The following is a 26601-nucleotide window of genomic DNA, read 5'->3' on the forward strand; positions in this document are numbered from 1 at the left end:
ATTTTTATCTGATTCACTTTTAGTATACTGCATAAGTATGTAGTCCATAAGTGGTAAAGCTAATGAAGACAATTGTATTTGTATATAAAGACACTTTAAAATCATATAAAGAAAAATTCTTGCTAAAGATTGAAAAAGATCTACAAAGTTATGAATATCATACTTTAACAGTAGATGATTTATCTGAGGTTGTAGAGATTCTTGAGGATAATTCAAGAATATGTTGTATCGTTCTTGATAGAACTAGTTTTAGTATTGAAGCATTCCACAATATTGCGCATCTTAACACTAAGTTACCAGTATTTGTGGTTTCTGATTATAACCAAAGTATCAAACTCAATTTACGTGATTTTAACTTGAATATTAACTTCTTACAGTATGATGCTTTAGCTGGCGAGGATTCGGATTTTATTCATAGAACTATTACAAACTACTTCAATGATATTTTGCCACCTTTAACTTATGAGTTGTTTAAATATTCCAAATCTTTTAACTCATCTTTCTGTACACCAGGACATCAGGGAGGGTATGGCTTTCAGCGTTCGGCAGTAGGTGCTTTATTTTATGACTTTTATGGTGAGAATGTTTTTAAGACTGACTTGTCTATTTCAATGAAAGAGCTAGGAAGTTTATTAGATCATTCGGAAGCTCACAAAGATGCAGAAGAGTATATTGCAAAAGTTTTCCAAGCTGATAGATCGTTGATTGTGACCAATGGGACATCAACAGCTAATAAGATAGTCGGTATGTATAGTGTTGCTGATGGCGATACAATTCTTGTAGATAGAAATTGCCATAAATCAGTTACACATCTAATGATGATGGTAGATGTTAATCCAATATATCTAAAACCAACAAGAAATGCTTATGGCATAATTGGAGGCATACCTAAAAAAGAATTTCAGCGCCAAACTATTCAAGAAAAAATTGATAATAGCAGCATTGCAGATAAATGGCCTGAATATGCTGTTGTCACAAATTCAACTTATGATGGTATTCTCTATAATACCGATACTATTCATCATGAACTAGATGTTAAAAAATTACATTTTGATAGTGCTTGGATACCTTATGCGATATTTCATCCAATCTATAAACATAAGTCTGCAATGCAGATTGAACCAAAGCCAGAGCATATAATTTTTGAGACACAATCTACTCACAAGCTTCTAGCAGCTTTCAGCCAGTCATCAATGTTACACATAAAAGGTGATTATAACGATGAAGTTTTGAATGAAGCATATATGATGCATACTTCAACATCTCCTTTTTATCCAATAGTTGCTAGTGTTGAGACAGCAGCAGCAATGATGGAGGGCGAGCAGGGCTATAATCTTATTGACAAAACTATCAATCTGGCGATAGATTTTAGACGAGAGCTAGTTAAGCTTAGATCAGAAGCTGGTGATTGGTTCTTTGATGTTTGGCAACCTGATAATATTTCTAATAAAGAGGCTTGGCTACTAAGAAATGCTGATAAATGGCATGGATTTAAAAATATAGATGGAGATTTTCTTTCACTAGATCCTATTAAGATAACAATCTTAACTCCTGGTATAAAAGATAATAATGTCCAAGATTGGGGGGTGCCAGCGGATATAGTGGCTAAGTTTTTAGATGAGCATGATATCGTGGTTGAGAAATCTGGGCCTTATTCATTGTTATTTATCTTTAGTTTAGGCACTACAAAGGCAAAATCAGTAAGGCTAATATCAGTACTTAATAAATTCAAACAAATGTATGATGAGAATACATTGGTTGAGAAGATGCTACCGACATTATATGCTCAAGACCCTAAGTTCTATGAAGATATGAGAATCCAAGAAGTTAGTGAAAGATTACACCAGTATATGAAAGAAGCTAATCTTCCTAATCTTATGTACCATGCCTTTAATGTGTTACCTGAACAACAACTTAATCCTCATAGGGCTTTTCAAAAACTACTAAAAGGTAAGGTCAAAAAAGTCCCGCTAGCAGAGCTGTATGAGCAGACTTCAGCTGTGATGATATTACCATATCCACCAGGTATTCCAGTGATATTCCCAGGCGAAAAAGTAACAGAGGAATCTAAGGTAATATTAGATTTCTTATTGATGCTAGAAAAGATAGGCTCAATGTTGCCAGGATTTGATACAGATATACATGGTCCTGAGAGGGCAAAAGATGGCAAATTATATATCAAAGTAATTGATGATTAATATTAAATTTTTTTGAAATAAAACGCTTATAATCAGCTAAAAAAAAATGTATAGTGTTGCTTATCGAGTCTAATTTTAGGTGAAAAAAATGCTTAAAACTCCTCTTTATGAATCGCACTTAGCAGCAAATGCTAAAATGGTAGACTTCTCTGGATGGTCAATGCCAATTAACTATGGTTCACAAATTCAAGAGCACAATAATGTTAGAGAGAACTGTGGTGTCTTTGATGTATCACATATGCTAGCTGTTGATATTCAAGGTAAAGATGCCGAGAAATTTTTGCGTCATATCTTGGCTAATGATGTTGCTAAGCTAGAAGCAGGCAAAGCACAGTATGGCTGTATGCTAAATCATGAGGCGGGTATTGTCGATGATCTTATTACATATAAGATTGATTCAGAGAATTTCAGAATAGTTGTCAATGCTGGCAATAGAGAGTCAGATGTGGCATGGTTCAGAGAAAATTCTCAAGATTTAGATGTTAAGATAACACCACAAAAAAACCTAGCGATAGTTGCTGTACAAGGTCCAAAAGCTGTAGAAATTGTTAAGCATACTGTAACTACAGATGTCGCAGAAGAAATAGCTAAGCTAAAGCCTTTTACATTTAAGTTTTTTAGTACATGGATGTTTGCTCGTACTGGTTATACTGGTGAAGATGGTTTTGAAATAATGCTGCCATCAGATCAAGTAGCAGATTTTTGGGATAATTTATTAGAAAATGGTGCTGAGCCAGCAGGTTTGGGTGCTCGAGATACTTTGCGCTTAGAGGCAGGGATGCACCTATATGGATCAGATATGAATACAACTACAACTCCTCTAGAGAGAGGGCTTGGTTGGAGTGTTGATTTATCTGATGAGAATAGAGATTTTATTGGTAAAAAAGCATATCTTGCAAAAAAATCACATGGTATAACTACTAAGTGGACAGGAGTTGTTCTAAAGTCAAAAGGCGTGCTTAGAGCTGGCCAAGAGATTGATTTTGATAATGGCGAAAAAGGCTATATAACAAGTGGTAGTTTTTCACCTACTCTTAAAGTTGCAATAGCATTAGCTTATGTGCCTAAAGAAGGTGCTAACCCGATCGTTAATATACGCGGTAAAGAATTAGAAGTAGAATTAGTTAAGGCAAAGTTTGTCAAGAATGGGCAATCTTTGATTTAAAAAATAAATATTTTCACAACAATAATTAATCGTAGTCAATACGGAGGTATAAAAATGTCAAATATTCCTAATGAATTAAAATACACAAAATCTCATGAATGGGTGAAAGTAGATGGTGATGAGGTTACTGTAGGTATTACTGAACATGCGCAGTCTTTGTTAGGTGATTTAGTATATGTTGAGTTACCAGAAATTGGAGAAGAATTCTCAGCTGGTGATGATACTTGTGTTGTTGAATCTGTGAAAGCAGCTTCTGATGTGTATGCTCCTCTTGATGGTGAGGTTATTGATGTGAATGAATCTCTAAGTGATGATCCTTCTCAAGTAAACCATGCACCATATAGAGATGGATGGTTATTTAAACTTAAAATTTCTGATGAATCCCAACTTGCGGATCTACTATCTGCGGATGCTTATGCAAAAACTCTTGAAGACTAATTATAGACTTTCAGAGTTTCTATTTAGTCCTTTATAAAATTCTATATACGAAGACATGGAGGAAATATGTCTTTTATTCCACATAAACCTGAGCAGATAGAAAAAATGCTTGGTACTATAGGCGCAAGCTCTATAGATCAGTTATTTGATGAAATTCCAGCCCAGTTAAGAGCAGATACTCTTAAGATTAAAGATGGAATCAATGAGATTCAATTAGCAAATCAAATGAGAAAAAGAGCTAATAAAAATCATCATAATACAAACTTTATAGGAGCCGGAGCATATAGTCACCATATACCGGCTGCAATATGGGATATTGTAGCTCGAGGAGAGTTTTATACAGCATATACACCATATCAAGCAGAGGCCTCTCAAGGTGGCTTACAGGTTATATATGAGTTCCAAACTATGATGGCTGGCTTAACAGGTATGGACGCCTCAAATGCTTCTATGTATGATGGAGCAACTGCTTTGGCAGAGTCTGTACTTATGGCTATTCGCTCAAACAAAAAAGCTAAATCCCAAAAGATTTTGATTGCTGAAGCTTTGCATCCAACTTATTTGAGAGTATTAGAAACTATAACAAAGCATCAAGGTATAGAGTTTGATATTGTTAATCTTGATTCTAAAAATGGTAAGACAGATATTACTAAGTTAGAAGATTTTGCGAATAATGATTACGCAGCTGTAGTTATCCAAAGTCCTAATTTCTTAGGTCAACTTGCAGATGTTGATGGGATTACAAATTGGGCACATAAGTATGGCGCTTTAGTAATTGCTGTGACTAATCCTATGTCACTTGCTATATTGAAATCACCTGCAGAATGGGGTGAAAATGGTGCTGATATAGTATGTGGTGAGGGTCAACCTATGGGTGTGCCTTTAGCTTCTGGAGGACCATATTTTGGTTTTATGACTTGTAAGATGGCTCATATACGTCAAATGCCAGGTCGTATAGTTGGTAGAACAGTTGACTTAGATGGTAATGAAGGTTTTTGCTTGACGCTACAAGCTAGAGAGCAGCATATCCGTCGTGCAAAAGCTACTTCAAATATCTGTACTAACCAGGGCTTAATGGTTACAGCTGCAACTATTTATATGAGCTTATTAGGTGCAGAAGGTTTAGAAAGAGTCGCGAGTATATCTCATGAGAATACTACTAAACTAGCAAATGAATTATCTAAACTAGATGGAGTAAATGCTAGATTTAATAATGTATTCTTTAATGAAGTGGTGATCGATTTACCTGTAAATGCCGAAATCTTTGTCACAGAAATGGAAAAAGAAGGTATAGATGCAGGTTACTTCTTAGGCGAGTATCATAGTGATTTAGCTAACTCTATTATGGTTTGTGCTACAGAGATTCATACATCTGAAGATATCAAAGAGTATATAGAAGCTACTAAAAAAGTTTTAGCTAGGATAGGAGGTTAATTTAAATGGTTATTTTTGAAAAAACTAGAGGTAAAAACTCGCCATCTGTAATGCCTAGCAAAAAAGGAGATGTTTCAAATATCCCTGCAAATATGCTTCGTTCTAAAAAACCAATACTTCCAGAGCAAGCTGAGCTAGATGTTGTTAGACACTATACACAACTATCACGCAAAAATTTTTGTATAGATACAAATTTCTATCCGTTAGGTTCTTGTACTATGAAATACAATCCGCGAGCTGCGCATAAGTATGCTTCATTAGCTGGATTTTTAGAAAGACATCCTTACGCAAGTGCTCAAAGTGTACAAGGTACTCTTGAATGTCTATATGATTTACAAGACTTAATCAAAGAACTAACTGGTATGACAGGTGTATCACTAGCTCCTATGGCGGGTGCTCAAGGTGAGTTTGCAGGTGTAGCTATGATCAAAGCATATCATCACAAGCGTGGTGATTTTGAGCGTGATGAAATCATCGTGCCAGATGCTGCTCATGGTACTAACCCAGCTACTGCAAAAGTTTGTGGTCTAAAAGTTATTGAGATACCTACCAAGAAGGACGGTGATATTGATATCGAAGCTCTAGATAAGGTACTTGGCCCAAAGACAGCTGGTATCATGCTTACTAATCCATCAACTGTTGGTGTGTTTGAAAGAAATATCGCTGTGATAGCTAAAAAAGTTCATGAAGCTGGAGGTCTGCTATACTATGATGGCGCAAACCTAAATGCAATCATGGGTAAAGCGCGTCCTGGTGATATGGGCTTTGATGTTCTTCATATGAATTTGCATAAGACTTTTGCTACTCCTCATGGTGGTGGTGGTCCAGGTGCTGGTCCTGTAGCTGTTAATGACAAGCTAAAAGAGTTTTTACCAGTGCCAATGGTTGGTAAAAAAGATGATAAATTTGTATGGCTAGAAGAAAAAGATGTACCAAATACTATCGGTAGATTATCAGCATTTAATGGTAATATTGGTGTATTAATTAGAGCTTATATCTATGGTGTGATGCTTGGTGGTAATGGTCTAACAGAAGCATCTGAAATAGCGACTCTAAATGCGAACTATATGATGGCTCGTTTAAAAGAAGAAGGCTTTACGATCGCTTATCCTGATAGAAGAGCTTCTCATGAATTCATCGTAACTTTGAAACCTGAATTTCAGAATTATGGTGTGACAGCTACTGATTTTGCTAAGTGCTTGATAGATAGAGGGGTGCATGCTCCTACTATGTATTTCCCGCTATTAGTACCAGAATGTTTATTGATAGAACCTACTGAAACTGAAAATGTTGATAGTATGGAGAAGTTTATCCAAGCAATGGTAGAAATCAGAGATATTGCTAAGAAAGATCCTCAGTATCTAAAAGGCGCTCCGTATAATTTACCAGCGCGTCGTCTTGATGATGTCAAAGCAGCTAAAGAGCTTGATATCGTTTGGCAGCCTAAGTAAAAATATTATCTAAACTAAAGCATGAAGCTTTGTTTTTCGTTGCTTACTTCGTAAGCTATAACGACATACTTTTTGCATGGCAAAAAAAGTATGCAAAATTGCCTAGCACTGCGCTACCGCATTTTAAGCCAATGAAAAAATAGAAAACTCGTCCAATTGTATTGAACTCGGACAATTCTATTTTTAATTCATTGTCTTTAGTAAATGCTAATCGCTAATGTGCAGATACTTATCTACGTGGTATCTGATTCTAGCTATATATTAAATCACTAGTTGTTTGCATTAATTCGCATTGGAATTAGTACAAATTTCTTTATAATCCTTGTAGATTTATCAAAAAAATATATATATGTCTATAAATCTTAATCTAGTCAAAATTATATTTGTAATAAATATAATTTTTATAACTTTGTCTTTTTATTTTCAGAGTGAGTTATCTAGTAATCTTGCAGTACTATGTGCAGCTTTATCGCTTATAACAAGTATGATTTTTGATAAGAAGATTTTCAATTCAAATCTATTTTTATTTTTATCAACCTTGCCAATTTATTTGATAATACCTCTTTATCAAAATCCAATGCTTGCAACATTATTACTCACACTATTAATATCTGTACTAGTATACAAAAAGCAGATTTTTGAGCTATTTAATTTTGGGGAAATAAAAGATATTAGAATCTGGTTAGCAGTAGCGCTTGTATCTGTAGTAGCCTCAATCAGCTTGGTAGTTTGGGGGATATCAACAAGTGAATTAACTGGAATCGGAGAAGCAACTTCTCAAGAGCTTGCAAAGCTTAGTACTATTATGATTCTAATACTAATACCTATTGGAGCACTGTTAAATGCAATTGTTGAAGAGGTTGTTTTTAGAGGAATTATCCAAACTGAATTGACTAAAGTTTTTAATATTTCAGTAGCAATATTTTTACAAGCATTTTTATTTGCTGGATTTCATTACGCGGGAGGGTTCCCTAACGGGTTAATAGGTTTTGCGATGACTTTTGTCTATGCTTGTGCTCTAGGTTTGATGAGATATAAAGTAAAAGGACTACTTGCTCCTATCATTACTCATTCACTTGCTGATATGACAATTTTAATATTTTTGTGGGTGTATTTTTAGAGCTAAAGTTTTTAGATTCACTAGTGTATAATTTTTGTTATATTCTAATCAATAGTAACTATTAGATGCGTAACATTTTCTTAAAAATATCTAGTATTCTTTTATTGGCCTCTTTATCTATAAATTATTCTTTTGGATATGCTCATACCAAACTAATGCTCGAGAATAACTGTAGTACAGATGTAGTATTTACTATCAAAGATAAAAATAACAAATCAACTTTTATAAAGACACTAAAACCACATCAATACTATATGACTAAAGAGTTATCAAATGATAATTTTATGGATTCAACAACTTCATATTATGATATTGGCTTTAAATCTAAAGATTCATTAGGTTCTGTAGAATACGAGTTATCAAATGGCTTTTTTTATTTTGGTCAAAAAGGTGCCAATCGAGCTTTATTTAAAGATCCAAAAGGTAATATGGAAATAAATCATCAATTTCGTAATGAGGGTTATGAATACTATTGGACTAACTATTCAGTGAACCTTAAAACATTGATAAATGGTAGTTTAATAACACCAACTTTTACAGTTTCTGCATGTCATCAAGAGCTAGATATATTTGATAGTCTATTATTTGGTGTCAAAAGAATAATGATATTTGGCGATAGCTTAAGTGATAAGGGTAATTTGTATAAATATTCATTACAACTCTTACCAAAATCGACACCATATTATAGAGGGATGTTTTCTAATGGTGAGGTATGGTCAGAACAGTTTGCAAATAGGCTTTATTTGAATAACATTCCAGTGAGTAACTATGCAGTAGGTGGTAGTTCGGTTATAGTGTTTCCAGAATGGGCTGATAATAGCACTCCGTATGTCTTAGATGATCAAGTAGGCTTATATCTAAATCTAGAAGCTAATGATGATATAAAAGATAATTTGGCAATATTCTTTGTCGGAGGTAATGATTACCTCACTACTAATCCAGAGATGACGGATATTGATGGAGCAGTCAAACAAGTGACAGATGGTATCATCAATGCTATTGAAAAAGTATCTGCAAAACAGACAATTGTTGTTGGATTACCTGATCTGAGTATCACAGGAGAGTCTAAATCACTAAGTAATGAGAAAGTTCTCAAAAAAATATACAAACAGCATAACAAAATTTTAAGAGAGTATGCAGATAAGCATAAAATGAAGTTTATAGATATTGCTACAGTATTTGATGAAATGGTAAATAATACTAAGAGCTTTAATAAAAAATATAATGCAACTATAAGCTTGGATCATATCAAAGACTCTTGTTGGTTGGGAGGATATTTTTTGTCTGAGAAATCTAATATTGATAATGCATACAATAGCTTAGAGGCTAATGCTAAAACAGACTCTAAAGTCAAAATGAATGATCTATTAGATCAGCCATCAATGCAAAGTGTTATAGATGCAGGGTATGCTGGTAGTATGTGTGATAATCCTCAAGATTATGCGTTTTGGGATCATGTTCATCCAACCTATCAAGTGCATAGGGCATTATATAACTATATATTGTCAGAGTTAGGAGTTAGGCCTGTCACAAGAGATAAGTGATAGTAATTTTTTAAAATTTTGTTAAATAATCATTTGACAAAGATAATTCTAAGTAATATGCTGAAAGATATGGACTTAATTCCATATGAATTATAAGCATAGTCTTATAAACGTGTTGATTTGATAACTCAGCTTGCGGACACGAAAAATAATCTGCTAAAAGGTGTTTTGTGGATCATTCCATCTTTCCCTCTCAGATTTCTCCCAAGCTAAAGAGTTTTATAAGTAGGAGAAAACTATGAGTAAATATTCTTTAGAAACATTAGCCGTACATCGCTCTATACCAGAAAAGAGTGGGTCGGTACAAACACCTATACATCAAACTTCTAGTTTTGTATTTGAAAGTACAGAGCATGCTGCAAATCTTTTTGCATTAAAAGAGTTTGGTAGTATATATTCACGATTAACTAACCCAACAGTAGATGAGTATGCTTCTAGGCTAGCTAATCTTCATGGTGCTGCTGGAGGATTTGCCTGCTCGTCAGGGCATGCAGCACAACTTTTGATCTTCTTAAATCTACTTCAAAGTGGCGATCATATAGTTGCTTCTAAATATTTGTATGGTGGTTCAGTAACACAACTGACACATACATTTCCAAGGCAATTTGGTTGGCAGTCAACTCTAGTTGATATAAACAAATTAGATGAGGTCAAAAATGCTATCCAAGAGAACACCAAAGCACTATTTATAGAGTCTCAATCTAATCCTTCCGGAGTTATTGCCGATATCAAAGCACTTGCAAAAATTGCTCATGAAGCTGGTATTCCGTTGATAGTTGATAATACTGTTGCAACACCTTATTTATTAAATCCATTAGAACATGGCGCAGATATTGTCTCTTATTCTTTGACAAAATATTTAAGTGGCAATGGCTCTATAGTAGGTGGTGCAGTTGTTGATGGAGGAACTTTTGATTGGTCAGCTAATGATAAATTTCCTTTATTAGCAAAACCTGATAGATCCTATAATAATATTTCATTTCATGAAACTTTTGGCAAGTTGGCTTTTACCGTTAGGGGGCTTGCAGTTGGTTTGCGAGATATAGGTGCTACTCTTAGTCCACATACTGCTTTTTTGGCTATACAAGGTCTAGAAACATTGGGAGCAAGGTTAGACAAGCATATCAAAAATGCTGAAAAAGTAGCAAAATTTTTAAATGCTCATCCAAAGATTAAAAAAGTTAATTATGCTGGTCTTGTTAACTCTCCATATAATCTTTTGGCTAATAAATATTTTCCAAAAGGTGTCGCTGGATTGCTAACCATAGAGTTAAATGAAGGATTTGAGGCTGGTAAGAATTTGGTCGAGCAAACAAAGCTATTCACACACTGTGCTAATATCGGTGATGCTAGAAGCTTGATTATACATCCAGCTTCAACCACACATTCGCAATTAACAGAGCAAGAGCGTATACAATCAGGAGTATCTGATGGTTTGGTAAGATTATCAATAGGCTTAGAAGATGCTAATGATCTAATAGAGGATTTAAAGCAGGCTTTGGATTATTCGGAGGTGCAGTATGACGATCAATGCAAAAAAGTCATTTGAGTTTTTTAGAGACTTACAGCTTAATTATCAAACTGAAATTAGTATCAAGAATAGCTCTAGTATCAAAAGATTAAAAGTTGCTATTGTAAACTTGATGCCAACTGTCAAAGAAACTGAAAAGCACTGGGCAGATGTACTTTCTCATAATAATTCTACAATTGTTGAGTTAGTGTTTTTTCATTCATTAGTACGTCCTAGTACTAGAGTTAGTGAGAATTACTTACAAGAAAATTATGCTAATTGGCAGGATTATGATTTTGCTGATTTAGATGGAATTATTATCACAGGGGCTCCAGTTGAGTTATTAGAGTTTGAGAGCGTTGATTTCTATCCAGAAGTTTGTGAGATAATTTCAAAAAGTCTTGAGTATAAATTATCTGTGATGTTAGTTTGCTGGGCTGCTCAGGCTGGTCTAAATTATCTATATGGTATAAACAAACAATGTCTAGAAAAGAAGTTATTTGGTGTATATGGGCATAAGCCTATTAAGCACGATCATCCACTGCTAAAAGGTATAGATGGTGAACTTAAAGCTTGTATATCTCGACAAACAAAAATTACAGATCAGAAAGTATTGGAATATACAGACGTTATCCTAGCATCTGCAATAGACGGCTTAGATTGTTTAGCAGATAAAAAGTATGATATTACCTATATGTTTAATCACCTGGAATATACTCAAGATACCCTAGAAGCAGAGTATTTAAGGGATAAAACAACTACCGATAATATAGATAAGCCATATAACTACTATGACAGCCAAAATAATATTAATTATTCATGGCAAAATAATAGAAAGACTTTTTATTCTAATTGGTTGGATATTATTAAAGATATTAAATAGCAGAATTATAAATTCCAAGCTTTTATTATATCCTCTTCAGTGATTTTCTTTTGATTGAGATTTTCAAAGTAGATCATATATTGTTTAATGAGCTGGTTAATATACATATCTTCACCAGATATATAGAAAATATCATTTTTATTACAATACTCGAGTAGATAATTTTTTTTATTATCTTTTTCAGGCATAGCGTGACAAAATACAATTTTTGCATTTTTAACTAAATCTATAAATTGGGTATTTTGCTCTAGCTCTGGTGATGATGATATTGGTGTAGCATCTACTACTAGGTCATAAGGACCTTCAAAGTGAGGGATGTTTTCTATACCTAGTTCTTTTCTTTTTTGAGCTACTTTTTCGGCACTTCTACCGACTATAGTTACTTTGATACCTAAGTCTTGTAGAACTTTAAAAGCAACTCCAGATACGCCACCATTACCGTATATTACTGCGGTTTTGATAGTTTTGTTTGATGCTTTGATACCTTTTTTAAGAGCTGTTTGTAAACCATGACAGTCTGTATTGTAACCATAAAGTTTGCCATCTTTATTGATAATTGTATTTACAGCTAAAGTCTCTTTAGCTAAAGGCTCTATGTAATCTAAAAATGGTATTACTTTTGATTTTAGACCATTGTGAGCCGTTACTGTACCACCATTGACAAAGGGTGCTTTAATAGCATCAGTATAAGTCTTGGCAGTTATATCACCAGAAAATGTAAAATAACAAAGATTTAAGCCTAGCTTCTGTATAGCAGTATTATGTCTTGATATAGATGAGTTACTACCAGAAGTAGAAAATAAAAACTTAGTCTCAGTATTAAGAGGAGCTTTAAAATTATCAGACATCTTATTTCCTTAGCTATGAATAATTAACATTGAGTATGCTCTAAGAGGAGGGAGCTTGCCTTTAGTTGTTTTTTCTATAGTCTCCGTACCAGCTCTTTCATGATTTGCGACAACATGCCACTCATTAGTTTCGGTAATAGGGACAATATCATTGATATCGTAATTTTCTATAGCTGTCGCATTATACACTACAACTATATTTTTCCACATATCGCCGTTAGCATTATCCTTAAGATGAGATACGATAACTCCAGAATGAAGATCATGGTATGCTGCTGAAACAATTAGATGTTTACTAATATCTTCAGGAGAAGTCATTCTAAAAGCAGGGTGTTCTTTTCTTATCTTTATAAGTCCTTTCACATAATCAAAAAAAGGCTTGTATTGTAATTTGTCTTGCCAGTGGAAAGCATTGATATCATCATTACTTTTATAACTGTTATGATCGCCTTGTTTTGTTCTAAGAAATTCACAACCTCCATGTAAGAATGGTACACCTTGAGATGTCAATACTATGCCAAGAGCTAAACTATTCTGGCGAACTCTACGACTGTCAAAGATATTCTCTTGGATGTTTTGTCTATAGTTACCAGCTTGTATATTTCTATTCAAACTCTTCTCTATTTGATCCCAAAGTGTATAGTTATCATGAGCATCAACATAGTTGATAGTTTCTTTAGGGTTAGCAGTTAGATCATGTATGGATCCTTTTAATCCTTCCATAACCTTGCCAATATTAGCGGGATTATGAGCATCACCATTAACATAGCCATTACCTGGACTATTATTACCTCGAATAGCATCTCTAAAGGCATCATTAAATACAGAGAAATCTTGGTTTCTTTGTGTGCCTCTGTAGGTACCATTTCTAAGAGGTGAATCACCAGCTTTCCATGGCTCACCATAGACTATAATACCTGGATCTATTTGTTTTACTTCTTCAGTAATCTCTTTGATAGTATCCAAATCGATTAGTTCCATTAAGTCAAATCTTAGTCCATTGACTTTATAGTTTTTAACCCAATGCAAAACAGAATCTTTAATAAACTTACGTACCATTGGCTTTTCGGTATCAAGCTCATTACCGCATCCGGAACCATTAGTAAAATGGCCTAAGCTATCTGTTCTGAAATAGTATTTTGGAACGATACTGTCAAAGTTCGATGTATCAGTCATATGGTTGTATACCATGTCCATGATTACACCAATACCTTTGTTATGGAATCCTGCAATCATCTCTCTAGCACCTTTGATTCTTTGGGTTGGATCAAAAGGGTTGATAGAGTAGCTTCCATCAGGAGCGTTATAGTTTTGCGGATCATACCCCCAATTTCTATTATCTTTGATATTAGCATTTGACTCATCAACTGATGAGAAATCAAATATTGGTAATAGATGCACATGGGTTACACCAAGTTCATGAAGACTATCTATACCTGTTGAAACAGATAGCTCACCATCTGGACTGGTTATCTCAGATCCTTCATATACGGTACCTAAGAATTTTCCACGAATATTATCTGGGATATTACTGTCAGGGCTGATTGTAAAATCTCTAACATGTAGTTCGTATATAATAGTGTCTTGAGGATTCTTAGGTGTATGGAAGTAGCTGTTTCTCCAGCTTTCAGGAGCAAGATCTTCGGAGTTAAGATCGAGTATAAAGCCTTTTCTACCATTAGCACCAAGTCCAACCGCATAAGGATCGATAGCATAAGTTATTTTTGTATATTTATTACCACGATAGTCTATATCATCAAAATAAAATCTATACAGATAGAACTTATTCTCACAGAATTCTCTAGCAATACTTACACTATGAGTACCATACTCTGGCTCAGGTATTAGATTAAATGCATCATCTGGCATCTCATGCTTATCATTATCATCTTCATGATATATCAAAAGCTCAACGTGTTTTGCTGTCGGAGCCCATATTCTAAAAGATACAATATCATTAGAAAATGTCACACCCATATCATTATTTGGGTAATAATATTTATCCAAGAAGTTTCCGATACATACTTTAGTTGGCATAAAGGTATTATTTGCACGTATCTCTATCAAGTCACTAGGATTTAAATCTGTAGGCAAATTAGTAAATATAACTTTTTTAGATTTATATTTGATAATACTTACCGCATGGGTTACTTTTTTTGAGTTGATCCATAGTTCAAATATAGTGCCGACAAGAGGCGTATCAGATAGGTATGCCTCAATTTTATTAGGTTCATCTAATACTGCATAATTTATTCTAGCGTTAGTTCGGTTAATAACATCATTTAGTGATGTATAGATGTCATAATCACCATAAACTATATAAAAATTATCATGCTCTTCATTTGTTTTGAATGAGCCTGTTTGTTCAGCCCAATCATTTTGCCAATACATATTCCATGTTCTTTTGCGAGCAATAATATTCTTATTTACACAATCAGCATATAAGCCAAAATCACTTTTTTTGGATAATGATTTAGGACGTGTTTTACCTTTTTCATCATATGTCCATAATTCCCAACTAAAGTCCTGTCCTAAGTATTGATCATCCTTTTTGACAAAATGAACAAGTTGACCTTCTCTAGGTTCTCTAGCTATTCTAAAAACTCTTTCCGCTCTATGATTAGGATTGTTTTTGCTACTGCAGAAAACTTTAACTTCACTAATATCAGTTATTGCTGGATCAATAATTAGTTGATTGTTTTTGATTTCAATAAGCTTTGATTTAGGTTCTACTCGCCATGTAACATCTACAATACTTCTCTTTTTTGTCAATGATTCTGTTATTGCAACTAGGTCTACTTTATAACCTGGTACTATATAGTCTTCAGATGCCTTTATTGAAAGAATCTGAGGGTTTACACACCAATTGAAAGTTAATGGTTCAAAAGCACGATTGCTTGCTGATAGTCTTCTTTCATTACCTTCTAAATCAACTAATACAAAAGAGTATTGATTTGAACCATTGATAAGACTAGAGATTTTAAGTACATTTTTTGTTAGCCATAGGCTACCATCGTCAGGATCTGCTTCCCATACAAGTTTATATCTATCTTCTTTTTTCCAATGATTGAAATGTCCTATAACATATCCATATGAGAAGCCATGTGCATTGATTCTAAATCTAATACTATTTGTATCTGGATCTTGATCGAGTGTATATTCGGCATTGAATTTTTCGAAAATATTATTTTTTTCTATCCATATATTATTTGATGACTGCATATCTACAACTTTAAGTTAAATTAATATGTTTGTGAATAATTTGGTTAAGCCATTATAGCTTTATTTTTTGAGTTTGAGAACAAGAGTGGCCATTGGAGGGACTTTTATTGTAATCCTTTGGTCAAAACCATGCGATGATTCAGGAGTTGAAAATATTTCATCAGCAATAAGTTGACCAGAGCCACCAAATTCAAGATCATCAGAGTTAAATGCTTCAATATAAGATCCTGCATCAGGAACCCCTATGTGATAGTCGTAATATGTCACTGGAGTGAAGTTACAGACAAATATTAGCTTTTCTTTACCATCCTTGTTTGATCTAACAAAAGACAAAATACTTTGTTCAGAGTTGTTTGCATCAATCCACTGGAAGCCTTTATGATCATAATCACATTCCCATAGTGCAGTTTCAGCTTTATAGAATTCATTTAGTTTCTTAAAGAAATTTAATGTTTCTCTATGCGTATGATATTCATCAACAACTTGCCATTGTAGTTGTTCATACTCTCGCCATTCGATAAATTGACCAAATTCACTACCCATAAATATGAGTTTTTTACCGGGATGTCCAATCATAAATGACATATATAAGCGAAGTCCAGCATACTTATTCCACAGATCGCCCCACATTTTATTTATCAATGACTTCTTACCATGTACAACTTCATCATGAGATATAGACAAAATAAATTTCTCTGAATAGTGGTATACCATAGAGAAAGTAATTAAGTTGTGATGATATTTGCGATAGACAGGGTCTAATGAAATATAGCGTAGTGTATCGTTCATCCAACCCATGTTCCATTTGAAATCAAATCCTAACCCACCTTGTTCAACAGGTGTGGAGATATTTGGCCAAGATGATGATTCTTCAGCAATTGTGATTACTCCTTTGCAAGTATGTTTTAAGACACCATTGAGCTCTCTTAAGAAAGCAATACCTTCTAAATTTTCATGTCCACCATGAATGTTAGGTACCCACTGACCATCTTCTCTATCATAGTTTAGGTATAAGATATTCGATACTGCATCTACACGAAGTCCATCGATATGAAATTCATTGATCCAGTACATGGCATTTGATATTAAGAAACATTTGACCTCATTTCTACCTAGATCAAAATTATGCGTTCCCCAACCTTTATTTATAGCTTTTGTAGGCTCTTGGTATTCATAACATGCACTACCGTCAAAGTTGATTAAGCCATGTTGATCTTTACAGAAGTGTCCCGGTACCCAATCTAGGATTACACCAATATCATGAGTGTGAAGCCTATCAACCAGGTGCTTCAAACCTACTAAATCACCGTGACGACTATTAATTGAGTAAAAGCCTGTTGGTTGATAACCCCACGAAGCATCTAGTGGATGCTCATGTAACGGCATAAACTCAACATGTGTGTATCCCATATCCTTGACATATTTGGGTAATACTTCAGCAATCTCTTCATAAGTCATAAACCTATCATCTTTAGTTTTCCATGATGCTAAGTGAAGTTCGTAGGTGTTCATTGGACTATTATAGTAGTCAGCAGTAGCGCGCTTTTTTAACCATTTCTCATCGTGCCATTTGTAAGTGGTTTGCGTACTTATTACAGAGGCTGTGTTTGGTCTTAATTCTGAGGAAAAAGCATAAGGATCACTTTTATATACATAATGATTAGTATCTTTATTTGTGACTACAAACTTATATTTATCACCATCTTTTACATCTGCGATAAATACGCTCCATAGTCCAGCATCGGTAATGCGTTTCATATAATTTTTATCTTCAACTTGCCAGTGGTTAAAATCACCAATGACACAAATACTTTTTGCATTTGGAGCCCATGTTGTAAATCTAATACCATCAATTCCATTTTCAGATGCCTTGTGAGCACCCATGAACTCATAAGCATATATGTGCTTACCTTCATGGAAGAAATGAATATCTTGCTCGCCAATAGTAGAGTGATTATTTTGTTTTGAATTTACGTTTTTCATAAAAGCTCCTAATCAAAAAGTATAGAATCCACATGGTTTCTAGCTTGGATGCTTGTGAGCACCAAAAATCTCTATAATTACAATCTTAATAGTTTATGAGAACTTAGTAAACTGAATAATTAATATAAAAAATAATTTTAGTAATAATACAGTTATTGGTTATTTTAAATTCATAGATATAGTGATAAGATGAATTGTATAGGCTGTTACCTGATCCTAAATTTGGTAAGAGATTGTTGCTTATTTTACTCATTAAACTAACTTAATAACTAAGGTAAAGAAATGGCTATTCAAACTGTATCTACTAAACCTTTCGAAAATCAAAAACCAGGAACATCTGGTCTGCGTAATAAAGTTACCGCTTTTCAGCAACCAGGATATTTAGAGAATTTTGTACAATCTATATTTAATTCTTTGGATGATATACAAGGCAAGACTCTAGTTGTTGGTGGCGATGGTAGGTACTATAATGATGTGGCAGTACAGATTATTGTTAGGATGGCTGCGGCTAATGGGTTTGGTAAAATTATAGTTGGTCAAAATGGTATCTTTTCTACGCCAGCTGTTAGTTGTGTTATCAGAAAGTATCAAGCTTTTGGCGGTATTGTTTTATCGGCTAGTCATAATCCAGGTGGTCCAAAAGGAGACTTTGGTATCAAATATAATGTTTCTAATGGTGGTCCAGCACCTGAGAAAATTACAGATAGAATTTTTTCAGAAACTAAAAAGATTGGTCAATACTTGATAAGTGACGCACCTAAAGATAGTGTTGATTTAAATAAGATAGGCACATACAAAATTGAAAATACAACCGTTGAGGTTATTAATTCAGTGACTGATTATGCTGAGTTAATGCAACAAATATTTGATTTTGATAAAATTCGTGAATTATTTGCAAATGGCTTTAAGGTACGTTTTGACTCTATGAGTGCAGTATCTGGTCCTTATGCAAAGTATATTTTTGAGACTCTTTTGCAAGCTCCGGCTGGTACAGTTGTTAATGCTGAACCACTTGAAGATTTTGGCGGTTTTCATCCGGATCCAAATCCTGTAAATGCCGAAGACTTAGTCAAGCACATGCGTAGTGGTAATTATGATTTCGGTGCAGCTTCAGATGGTGATGCTGATAGAAATATGATTGTAGGCAAACAAATAGATGTATCACCTTCAGATAGTCTAGCAATTATGGCTGCAAATGCGCATCTTATGCCTGCATATTCAAAAGGAATTAAAGGTGTTGCTAGATCAATGCCTACATCAACAGCAGTTGACAGGGTGGCAGAGTCATTAGGTCTACCTTGTTTCGAGACTCCAACAGGATGGAAATTCTTTGGTAATTTATTAGATGCTCAGAAAATCACACTATGTGGTGAAGAGAGTTATGGAACAGGTTCAGATCATATCCGTGAGAAAGATGGGGTTTGGGCAGTATTGTTCTGGTTGAATTTAGTTGCTGCAACAGGTAAGCAAATTGATCAGTTGGTCGAAGAACATTGGCAAAAATTTGGTCGTAACTTCTATTCAAGACATGATTATGAAGCTATAGATACTGTGATTGCTAACTCAATCATGAGTTCTTTAAGAGATAAATTATCTAGTCTTGCAGGAACTCAATTAAATGGTGAGAAAGTGGCTAAAGCAGATGATTTTAGTTATACAGATCCAATAGATGGTTCAGTTTCTAACCATCAGGGGATAAGAATTATTTTTGAAGATGGTTCTCGGATTGTGTTTAGGTTGTCAGGTACAGGAACACAGGGAGCTACTTTACGTATATATTTAGAGAAATATGAGTCGGATTCTTCCAAATTTAATACACCTACACAACAAGCTTTAGCTAGTCTGATAGATATTGCTGGAGATTTAACCAATATCAAATCTCTGACAGGAATGACTGAACCAACTGTAGTAACTTAATTTAAAAATGCATTAACACTAAGGAGTTAATTATCATGGATAATCATAATTCATCATCACATCAATTATATAAAAAAGCGATGGCACTTGTATTAGCTGGTGGGCGTGGCTCTCGTTTATATAATCTAACAGATACTAGAGCTAAGCCAGCTGTTTATTTTGGTGGTAAGTTTAGAATTGTAGACTTTGCTCTATCCAACTGCTTAAACTCTGGTATTAGAAGAATTGGTGTGGTTACACAGTACAAATCGCACTCGTTACTTCGTCATATCCAACGTGGTTGGGGCTTCTTACGCGGTGAGTTAAATGAGTTTATAGACTTATTACCAGCTCAGCAAAGGGTTGATGAAGAGCATTGGTATCGTGGTACTGCCGATGCGGTATATCAAAATATTGATATTTTACGCTCTTATGGTCCTGAGTATGTCATAGTTCTAGCTGGTGATCATATATACAAAATGGACTACTCAGTTATGCTAAGGGATCATGCTCAAAGTGGTTATAAGTGTACTGTAGGATGTGTTGAGATTGCTGAAGAAGAAGCGTATGCATTTGGTATTATGGGTATTGATGAAGATCGTAAAATTACTAGTTTCATCGAAAAGCCTAAGAAAAATGCACCAACAATTCCTGGTACTACTGATAGATGTTATGCAAGTATGGGTATATATATATTCAATTCTGACTATTTGTATGATTTACTTGAAGAAGATATTGCAAACAAAGAGTCAAGCCATGACTTTGGTAAAGATATAATTCCAAGAGTTGTTAGTGAAAATCAAGCTTTAGCACATCCATTTAGTATGTCATGTGTACCTAGAGGTGAGGGTGTTGAACCATATTGGAGAGATGTCGGTACTATAGATGCATTCTGGGAAGCTAACCTTGATCTAGCAGCTAATATGCCTGAGTTGAATATCTATGATAAAGATTGGCCTGTGTGGACAGCTCAAGAGCAGCTTCCACCGGCTAAGTTTGTGCCAGATAGAAAGGGTAATCATGGTGTGATTACAAATACTTTGACATCTGGAGGATGTATAGTATTAGGGTCACAGATTTCTAAATCTCTGATGTTCTCAAAAGTTATAGTTTCAGCAGGTTGTGAGATTGATCAGTGCGTGATAATGCCTGAGGTGGTAGTAGGTGAAAATTGCCGTCTGAAAAAAGTTGTGATTGATAAAGGTTGTGATATTCCAGCTGGTATGGTTATTGGTGAAGATCCTATAGAAGATGCTAAGAATTTCTACAGAACTGATAAGGGTGTTGTACTAGTAACTAAAAAAATGATAGATGAACTAAAAGAAAAATAAGAGAAGCTTATGCGCGTTTTACATGTATGTAGTGAATTATATCCAATTCTAAAAACAGGAGGTCTTGCAGATGTTACAGCTGCTTTGCCTCCTGCATTAGCTAGTTTTGGAGTTGATAGTAGGGTTTTGGTTCCAGGATTTCCGGCATTTATGAATGCTATTAAGGATAAGCAGCTTTTGATTAATATCCCTTCTCGTTTTGGTGCAGAAGAGATAAACATATTTTTAGCTAAGATTCCTAATACTAAAATCGACATATATGTAATAGATGCTCCTAGTTTATTTGCTCGTCCAGGTAATCCGTATGCAGATAGTAGTAATCAAGCTTATGCAGATAATTATCTCAGATTTGCTTTATTGGGTTGGGTAGCGGCAAGAATTTCTGAAGGCTTGGATGCTAAGTGGAAGCCAGAAGTTGTTCATAGTCATGACTGGCATGCTGGATTAGTACCTGCTTATATTAAAGCAAGTGAGCTGGCATCTGGCAAAAAAGCTGTAAAAACAGTGTTCACTGTGCATAACCTTGCTTATCAAGGTCTTTTCCCAATGAGTGTTTTTGCGGAGTTAGATTTACCAGGTATATTCTTGAGTATGAATGGTTTAGAGTTTTACGGTCAAGTATCTTTTATGAAGGCGGGTCTATATTTTGCTGATAAGATCACCACAGTAAGTCCTACATATGCTAAAGAGATTCAGTCTTATGAGCAGGGATGTGGATTAGAAGGACTACTTGCAGATCGTCATAATGATCTATATGGAGTACTTAATGGTGTAGATCCTCAAGTATGGAATCCTAAAAAAGATACTCTTATAGAAGCTAACTATTCAGTTACTACAGCGAATGTTGGTAAAGCAAAATGTAAAACAGCTCTACAAGCAATGACTGGACTTGCGAAAAAAGAGGATGCAGTGGTTTTTGGAATTGTAACACGCTTAACTGAGCAAAAAGGCCTAAACCTTTTAATTGAAGCAATAGGTGAAATCACTAGTAGAGGCGGTCAAATTGTTTTGTTAGGAAGTGGTGATAAAGCTTTGGAAGAAGCGTTTTTAGCTGCTGCTAAGAAATCTCCTAAATCAATCGCTGTACAAATCGGCTATGATGAAAACCAAGCACATCGTATAATTGCTGGTTCTGATGTGATATTGGTACCATCACGTTTCGAGCCTTGTGGATTGACACAATTATATGGTTTGACTTATGGAACTTTACCTCTAGTACACAAAGTTGGTGGCCTAGCAGATACTGTTACAGATTCTTCATTAGAGAATTTAGCTGATGGTACGGCTACAGGGTTTGTTTTTGATGAGTTTAGTGTGGAATCTCTCACTTTGGCAATACGCCGAGCATTCGCATTATATAATCGTAAAGCAGACTGGAAGAGGGTTAGAAAAACTGCAATGCAGCAAAAAGTAGATTGGAATGCAGCTGCTGATAAAATACATCAAATTTATTCTCAACTGGTTTGATAGGCTTTCAAAAAAGTTCAAAAAATCAATATTTTTTTACCAAAAAAAATACTTAAATGATATTATAATTTTTAATGTAATTATTTTTTATCAATAAATTATTATCAAAGGTTTCTAAAAAAATGGATAACAAAAATCAAATCAAGCTTTTTTTACAAGATGCTTTAGGATGTGATATAGCTAAAGCAAGTGATCAAGATCTATATTATGCACTATTATCTTATGTTAAAGAGCAAACAGAAAAACTACCAACGCCTGATTTTAAAAAGAAAATATATTATATATCTAGTGAATTTTTGATTGGTAGAATGCTAGCAAATAATCTTATAAATTTTGGAATTTATAATGATGTTAAAGAGCTATTTGAGGCTAATGGTAAGGATATAGCTTTGATCGAAGAGTGTGAGCCAGAACCATCTCTAGGTAATGGTGGTTTAGGTAGATTAGCAGCGTGCTTTTTAGATTCAATAGCATCATTAGCTATTCCTGCAACGGGTGTTAGTTTGAACTATCATTATGGTTTGTTTAAGCAAAAATTCAAAAAGAATCTACAAAAAGAAACACCTAATCCTTGGATAGAGGATAAAGGCTGGCTTAATAAGAGAAAGGCTGCTTATAAGATTGATTTTAATGGTTTTAGTATACAATCTCAGATGTATGATATTGAGATGGTTGGTTATCAAAATAACTTTGTTAATAAGTTATGCTTATTTGATGCTGAGAGCGTTGACTCTAGTATCGTTAAAAAAGGTATATCTTTTGATAAAACAGCTATCGAAAAGAACGTTACGCTTTTCTTATATCCAGATGATAGCGATGAAGCAGGACATTTATTAAGAATTTTCCAACAGTATTTCATGGTAAGTAATGCTGTGCATCTTGTATTTGCTGATATGGATGACAAAGGCTACTCAATTGACAAGCTTCATGAACATGCAACTATCCAAATTAATGATACACATCCAACTTTAGTGATTCCTGAGCTTGTACGTCAGCTTATGACTAGAGGACTATCTATAGATGCAGCTATCGAAATAGTTAAGAAAACAGTAGCGTATACTAATCATACTATCTTGGCTGAAGCGCTAGAAAAATGGCCTCTAAGATATCTTAAAAAAGTACTAACTCAAGAATTAATCGATATTATTAGATATTTAGATGCTAAAGTTAAGCTAGAGCATATCGATGAGAAATTATCTATCATAGATGATCAAAGTATTGTACATATGGCTCATATGAGTATTCATTATAGCTTTAGTGTGAATGGTGTGGCAGCTCTTCATACAGAGATTCTTAAAAATGATGAATTGAAGCACTTTAACGATATTTATCCGAAGAAATTTAATAATAAAACTAATGGTATAACATTCAGAAGATGGTTATTACAATCTAACCCTGAGTTAACAAAATACTTAGAAAGTGTTATCGGTGATAGTTTTAAAACTAAAGCTACTGATTTAGAAAAACTTCTAAAATTTGATAATGATGATACTTTAAAAGCTCTTGAAGATATCAAAAAGGTTAAAAAAGCACAATTTATTAAATTTGCTAAAGAGCATTATGGTGTGGAGCTTATCAAAGATGGAATATTTGATGTACAAATCAAGCGTATCCATGAATATAAGCGTCAGCAAATGAATGCTTTGTATATAATCCATAGATATTTGCAGATCAAATCAGGTAAGCTTAAGCCTGCAAGAGCTGTTAACTTTATATTTGGCGGTAAGGCAGCTCCAGCTTATATTATAGCTAAGGATATTATTCATCTAATACTATGCTTACAAGAGCTTATCAATAATGATTCTGATGTGAATAAGTACATGAGAGTATTGTTTGTTGAGAACTATAATGTAAGTGTTGCTGAGAAGTTAATCCCAGCTGCTGATATCTCTGAGCAAATATCTCTAGCATCAAAAGAGGCTAGTGGTACAGGTAACATGAAGTTTATGCTAAATGGTGCTATCACATTAGGAACAATGGATGGAGCTAACGTTGAGATTGCCGAGCTAGTTGGACAGGATAATATCTACACTTTTGGTAAGGATAGTGACACTATTATCAATTTATACAAGACTAGTGGTTATATTTCTAAAGATTATTACAAGCAGCCTGCGATCAAGCCGATTGTAGATTTTATAGTCTCTAAAAAACTTGTTAAGCTTGGTAAGAAATCTAACTTAAAAGAGTTGTATAACGAGTTACTTAATAAGGACTGGTTTATGACTTTGATAGATCTTGTAGAGTATGCAAAAGTTAAAGATCAAATGATCAAAGATTATGAAAACCGTAAAGAATGGATGTCTATGGCTTTAGTAAATATTGCAAAAGCTGGGTTCTTCAGTTCAGATAGAACTATTGCTGACTATAACAGAGATATCTGGAAGATTTAGACTTGTATTACACTTGTGATATAAGGATGATTAGTGTTATAAATATATGTCATTCTACGACTTGATCGTAGAATCCAATAACTTACTTAGCTTATACCCAATGGATCCTATGGTGAAGTCATAGGATGACTGCGGTTGAGATTGTCACTCTTAGAATATTTTAGTACTATTTGGTTACCGCAATGTGCATTTTTTTATGATGTAGAGAGAGTATATGAAAAAATCTGGATTATTATTAGCTATCTCAAGTTTACCAAGTCAGTATGGTATTGGTGATTTGGGTAAAAGTGCTTATGAATTTGTTGATATTATAAAACAAGCAAATACTAAGATTTGGCAGGTGTTACCACTTACGCCACTAGGCTTTGGCAACTCTCCATATCAGTCAAGCTCTTCTTTTGCAGGTGATGAAATCTATATTAGCTTAGAAAAACTAGCAGATTATGGTTTGCTTGAAGAATCATCTCTTAAAAGTCTAAATGTAAACTCTGATAAAGTTGAATATGAACTTGTTCGTAATTTCAAAGATAAGTATCTCGAAGAAGCATTTAGCAATTTTCAAAGTTCAAAAGATAAGTTTGAACAAGAATATAATAATTTTATAGCTCAAAACTCATGGGTTAGAAATTATGCTATTTTTAAAGCTTTTAGAAAGGCTAATAATTACCAAGCCTGGAATTTTTGGTCGCAAGAATATAAAAACTGGATCAAAGATAAAGCTATAGAACTTAATCAATTTCAAAACGAGATAGATTATCAAATATTTTTGCAGTTTATCTTTTATAAGCAGTGGTTTGAGCTAAGGGAATACGCTAATCAAAATAATATTGAAATAATGGGTGATTTACCTATCTATCTTGGTTTTGACTCTGCCGATGTTTGGGAGCATCAAGATATATTTCTATTAGACGAGAATCTAAATCCTAGTTTTGTTGCAGGTGTTCCACCTGACTTTTTCTCAGAAACTGGTCAGCTATGGGGTAATCCTCTATATGATTGGGAAAAGCTCAAAGAAACAAATTTTGATTTTTGGATAGATCGATTAAATGGTAACTTCAAGCTATTTGATATTGTTAGGATTGATCATTTTAGAGCTTTTGATACATATTGGAAGATACCAGCAGGTGAAAAGACTGCTATAAATGGTGAGTGGATCGAGGCTCCTGGTTATGATTTCTTTGATACAGTTTATAAGCGTATTCCAGATGCTAATATTATTGCAGAAGATTTAGGTGATTTACGCCCTGAAGTACTTGAGTTGCGTGATCACTACAAGCTAAAAGGCATGAAAGTATTTCCTTTTCATTTTGATTTTAAAACAGCTAAGTTTGTTGAAGATAGTAATATCATTGCATACTCAGGAACTCATGATAACAATACTCTCAAAGGATGGTATTTTGATGAGCTAAATAGATATCAAAGAAAGTTGTTAAAGAAATATTTTAAAGCTAATAATAGAAATATTTTTAGAAAGATTATTAAGTATTTACTAAATTGTGATGCTGAATATGTAATCCTGCCAGTACAAGATATTTTAGAATTTGGTCGTGAAGCTAGACTAAATACTCCGGGGACAGTTGGTTCACCAAATTGGCAATGGAAATTGGTTGATTTTGATGGATTGGCTCAGAAAATGACTATAATTACGAACTATAAAGTTATTGATAATGCTATGTAAGTGTTTTGGATTACATATAGCTAATAGTATGCTCGTTATACCT

The 26601-nt window shown here is 34.1% G+C and carries 17 protein-coding genes and 1 riboswitch; of the genes, 14 read left to right on the forward strand and 3 right to left on the reverse strand.

Annotated elements, in window-relative coordinates:
- Positions 1–62: 62 nt before the first annotated feature.
- The 9 genes from IMS64_RS02210 to IMS64_RS02250 all read left to right on the forward strand — a co-directional run bounded on the left by IMS64_RS02210 (position 63) and on the right by IMS64_RS02250 (position 11743).
- Positions 63–2198: a lysine decarboxylase LdcC gene (locus tag IMS64_RS02210; RefSeq protein ID WP_200162436.1), complete on the forward strand. Its 2136-nt coding sequence runs from the start codon at positions 63–65 to the stop codon at positions 2196–2198.
- A gap of 88 nt (positions 2199–2286) precedes the next feature.
- Entirely contained in the window at positions 2287–3363 is a 1077-nt protein-coding gene (gene gcvT / locus IMS64_RS02215) for a glycine cleavage system aminomethyltransferase GcvT (RefSeq protein ID WP_211490765.1), read from the forward strand.
- Between the two features lie 54 nt (positions 3364–3417).
- Positions 3418–3801, forward strand: coding sequence for a glycine cleavage system protein GcvH (gene gcvH / locus IMS64_RS02220; protein WP_004288239.1), 384 nt, complete (start codon positions 3418–3420; stop codon positions 3799–3801).
- Positions 3802–3867: 66 nt separating this feature from the next.
- Positions 3868–5235 carry an aminomethyl-transferring glycine dehydrogenase subunit GcvPA gene (gcvPA, locus tag IMS64_RS02225; RefSeq protein ID WP_211490766.1) on the forward strand — a complete coding sequence of 456 codons (1368 nt, stop codon included), beginning with the start codon at positions 3868–3870 and terminating at the stop codon, positions 5233–5235.
- 5 nt (positions 5236–5240) lie between these two features.
- A complete protein-coding gene (gene gcvPB / locus IMS64_RS02230) occupies positions 5241–6686 on the forward strand; it encodes an aminomethyl-transferring glycine dehydrogenase subunit GcvPB (RefSeq protein WP_211490767.1) in 1446 nt (481 codons plus the stop codon).
- 349 nt (positions 6687–7035) lie between these two features.
- Entirely contained in the window at positions 7036–7806 is a 771-nt protein-coding gene (locus tag IMS64_RS02235) for a CPBP family intramembrane glutamic endopeptidase (protein ID WP_211490768.1), read from the forward strand.
- Between the two features lie 65 nt (positions 7807–7871).
- Entirely contained in the window at positions 7872–9350 is a 1479-nt protein-coding gene (locus IMS64_RS02240) for an SGNH/GDSL hydrolase family protein (protein ID WP_211490769.1), read from the forward strand.
- 102 nt (positions 9351–9452) lie between these two features.
- A riboswitch (SAM riboswitch) is annotated at positions 9453–9530 on the forward strand.
- A gap of 58 nt (positions 9531–9588) precedes the next feature.
- Positions 9589–10899 (forward strand): O-acetylhomoserine aminocarboxypropyltransferase/cysteine synthase family protein, encoded by a 1311-nt coding sequence (locus IMS64_RS02245; RefSeq protein WP_012279832.1) that lies wholly within the window; start codon positions 9589–9591, stop codon positions 10897–10899.
- Positions 10871–11743 carry a homoserine O-acetyltransferase/O-succinyltransferase family protein gene (locus IMS64_RS02250; protein WP_211490770.1) on the forward strand — a complete coding sequence of 291 codons (873 nt, stop codon included), beginning with the start codon at positions 10871–10873 and terminating at the stop codon, positions 11741–11743. The genes IMS64_RS02245 and IMS64_RS02250 overlap by 29 nt, the downstream gene beginning before the upstream one ends.
- Positions 11744–11748: 5 nt before the next feature.
- Here IMS64_RS02250 and IMS64_RS02255 read toward each other — a convergent pair whose 3' ends face one another.
- From IMS64_RS02255 to glgB, 3 genes are read right to left on the reverse strand one after another with little or no spacing between them, the layout of a single operon-like run.
- Positions 11749–12591, reverse strand: coding sequence for a shikimate dehydrogenase family protein (locus IMS64_RS02255; protein WP_211490771.1), 843 nt, complete (start codon positions 12589–12591; stop codon positions 11749–11751).
- A 9-nt stretch (positions 12592–12600) separates the two neighbouring features.
- Positions 12601–15813: a type I pullulanase gene (pulA, locus tag IMS64_RS02260; protein ID WP_211490772.1), complete on the reverse strand. Its 3213-nt coding sequence runs from the start codon at positions 15811–15813 to the stop codon at positions 12601–12603.
- A gap of 60 nt (positions 15814–15873) precedes the next feature.
- Positions 15874–17796 carry a 1,4-alpha-glucan branching protein GlgB gene (glgB, locus tag IMS64_RS02265; protein ID WP_200166114.1) on the reverse strand — a complete coding sequence of 641 codons (1923 nt, stop codon included), beginning with the start codon at positions 17794–17796 and terminating at the stop codon, positions 15874–15876.
- 282 nt (positions 17797–18078) lie between these two features.
- Here glgB and IMS64_RS02270 point away from each other — a divergent pair, with 282 nt between their 5' ends.
- The 5 genes from IMS64_RS02270 to malQ all read left to right on the forward strand — a co-directional run bounded on the left by IMS64_RS02270 (position 18079) and on the right by malQ (position 26558).
- Positions 18079–19713, forward strand: coding sequence for an alpha-D-glucose phosphate-specific phosphoglucomutase (locus IMS64_RS02270; RefSeq protein WP_211490773.1), 1635 nt, complete (start codon positions 18079–18081; stop codon positions 19711–19713).
- 35 nt (positions 19714–19748) lie between these two features.
- Positions 19749–21023, forward strand: coding sequence for a glucose-1-phosphate adenylyltransferase (glgC, locus tag IMS64_RS02275; protein WP_211490774.1), 1275 nt, complete (start codon positions 19749–19751; stop codon positions 21021–21023).
- Positions 21024–21032: 9 nt separating this feature from the next.
- The gene (glgA, locus tag IMS64_RS02280; protein ID WP_211490775.1) at positions 21033–22490 is read left to right on the forward strand and encodes a glycogen synthase GlgA; all 1458 of its coding nucleotides are present in this window, start codon (positions 21033–21035) and stop codon (positions 22488–22490) included.
- Between the two features lie 122 nt (positions 22491–22612).
- Positions 22613–24880 (forward strand): glycogen/starch/alpha-glucan family phosphorylase, encoded by a 2268-nt coding sequence (gene glgP / locus IMS64_RS02285; RefSeq protein WP_211490776.1) that lies wholly within the window; start codon positions 22613–22615, stop codon positions 24878–24880.
- A 214-nt stretch (positions 24881–25094) separates the two neighbouring features.
- Complete coding sequence (gene malQ / locus IMS64_RS02290) at positions 25095–26558, forward strand: 4-alpha-glucanotransferase (RefSeq protein ID WP_211490777.1); 1464 nt, start codon at positions 25095–25097, stop codon at positions 26556–26558.
- The last annotated feature ends 43 nt before the right edge of the window (positions 26559–26601 follow it).

The organism is Francisella philomiragia, from assembly GCF_018135955.1.
In the GTDB taxonomy this organism is placed as follows: domain Bacteria; phylum Pseudomonadota; class Gammaproteobacteria; order Francisellales; family Francisellaceae; genus Francisella; species Francisella philomiragia.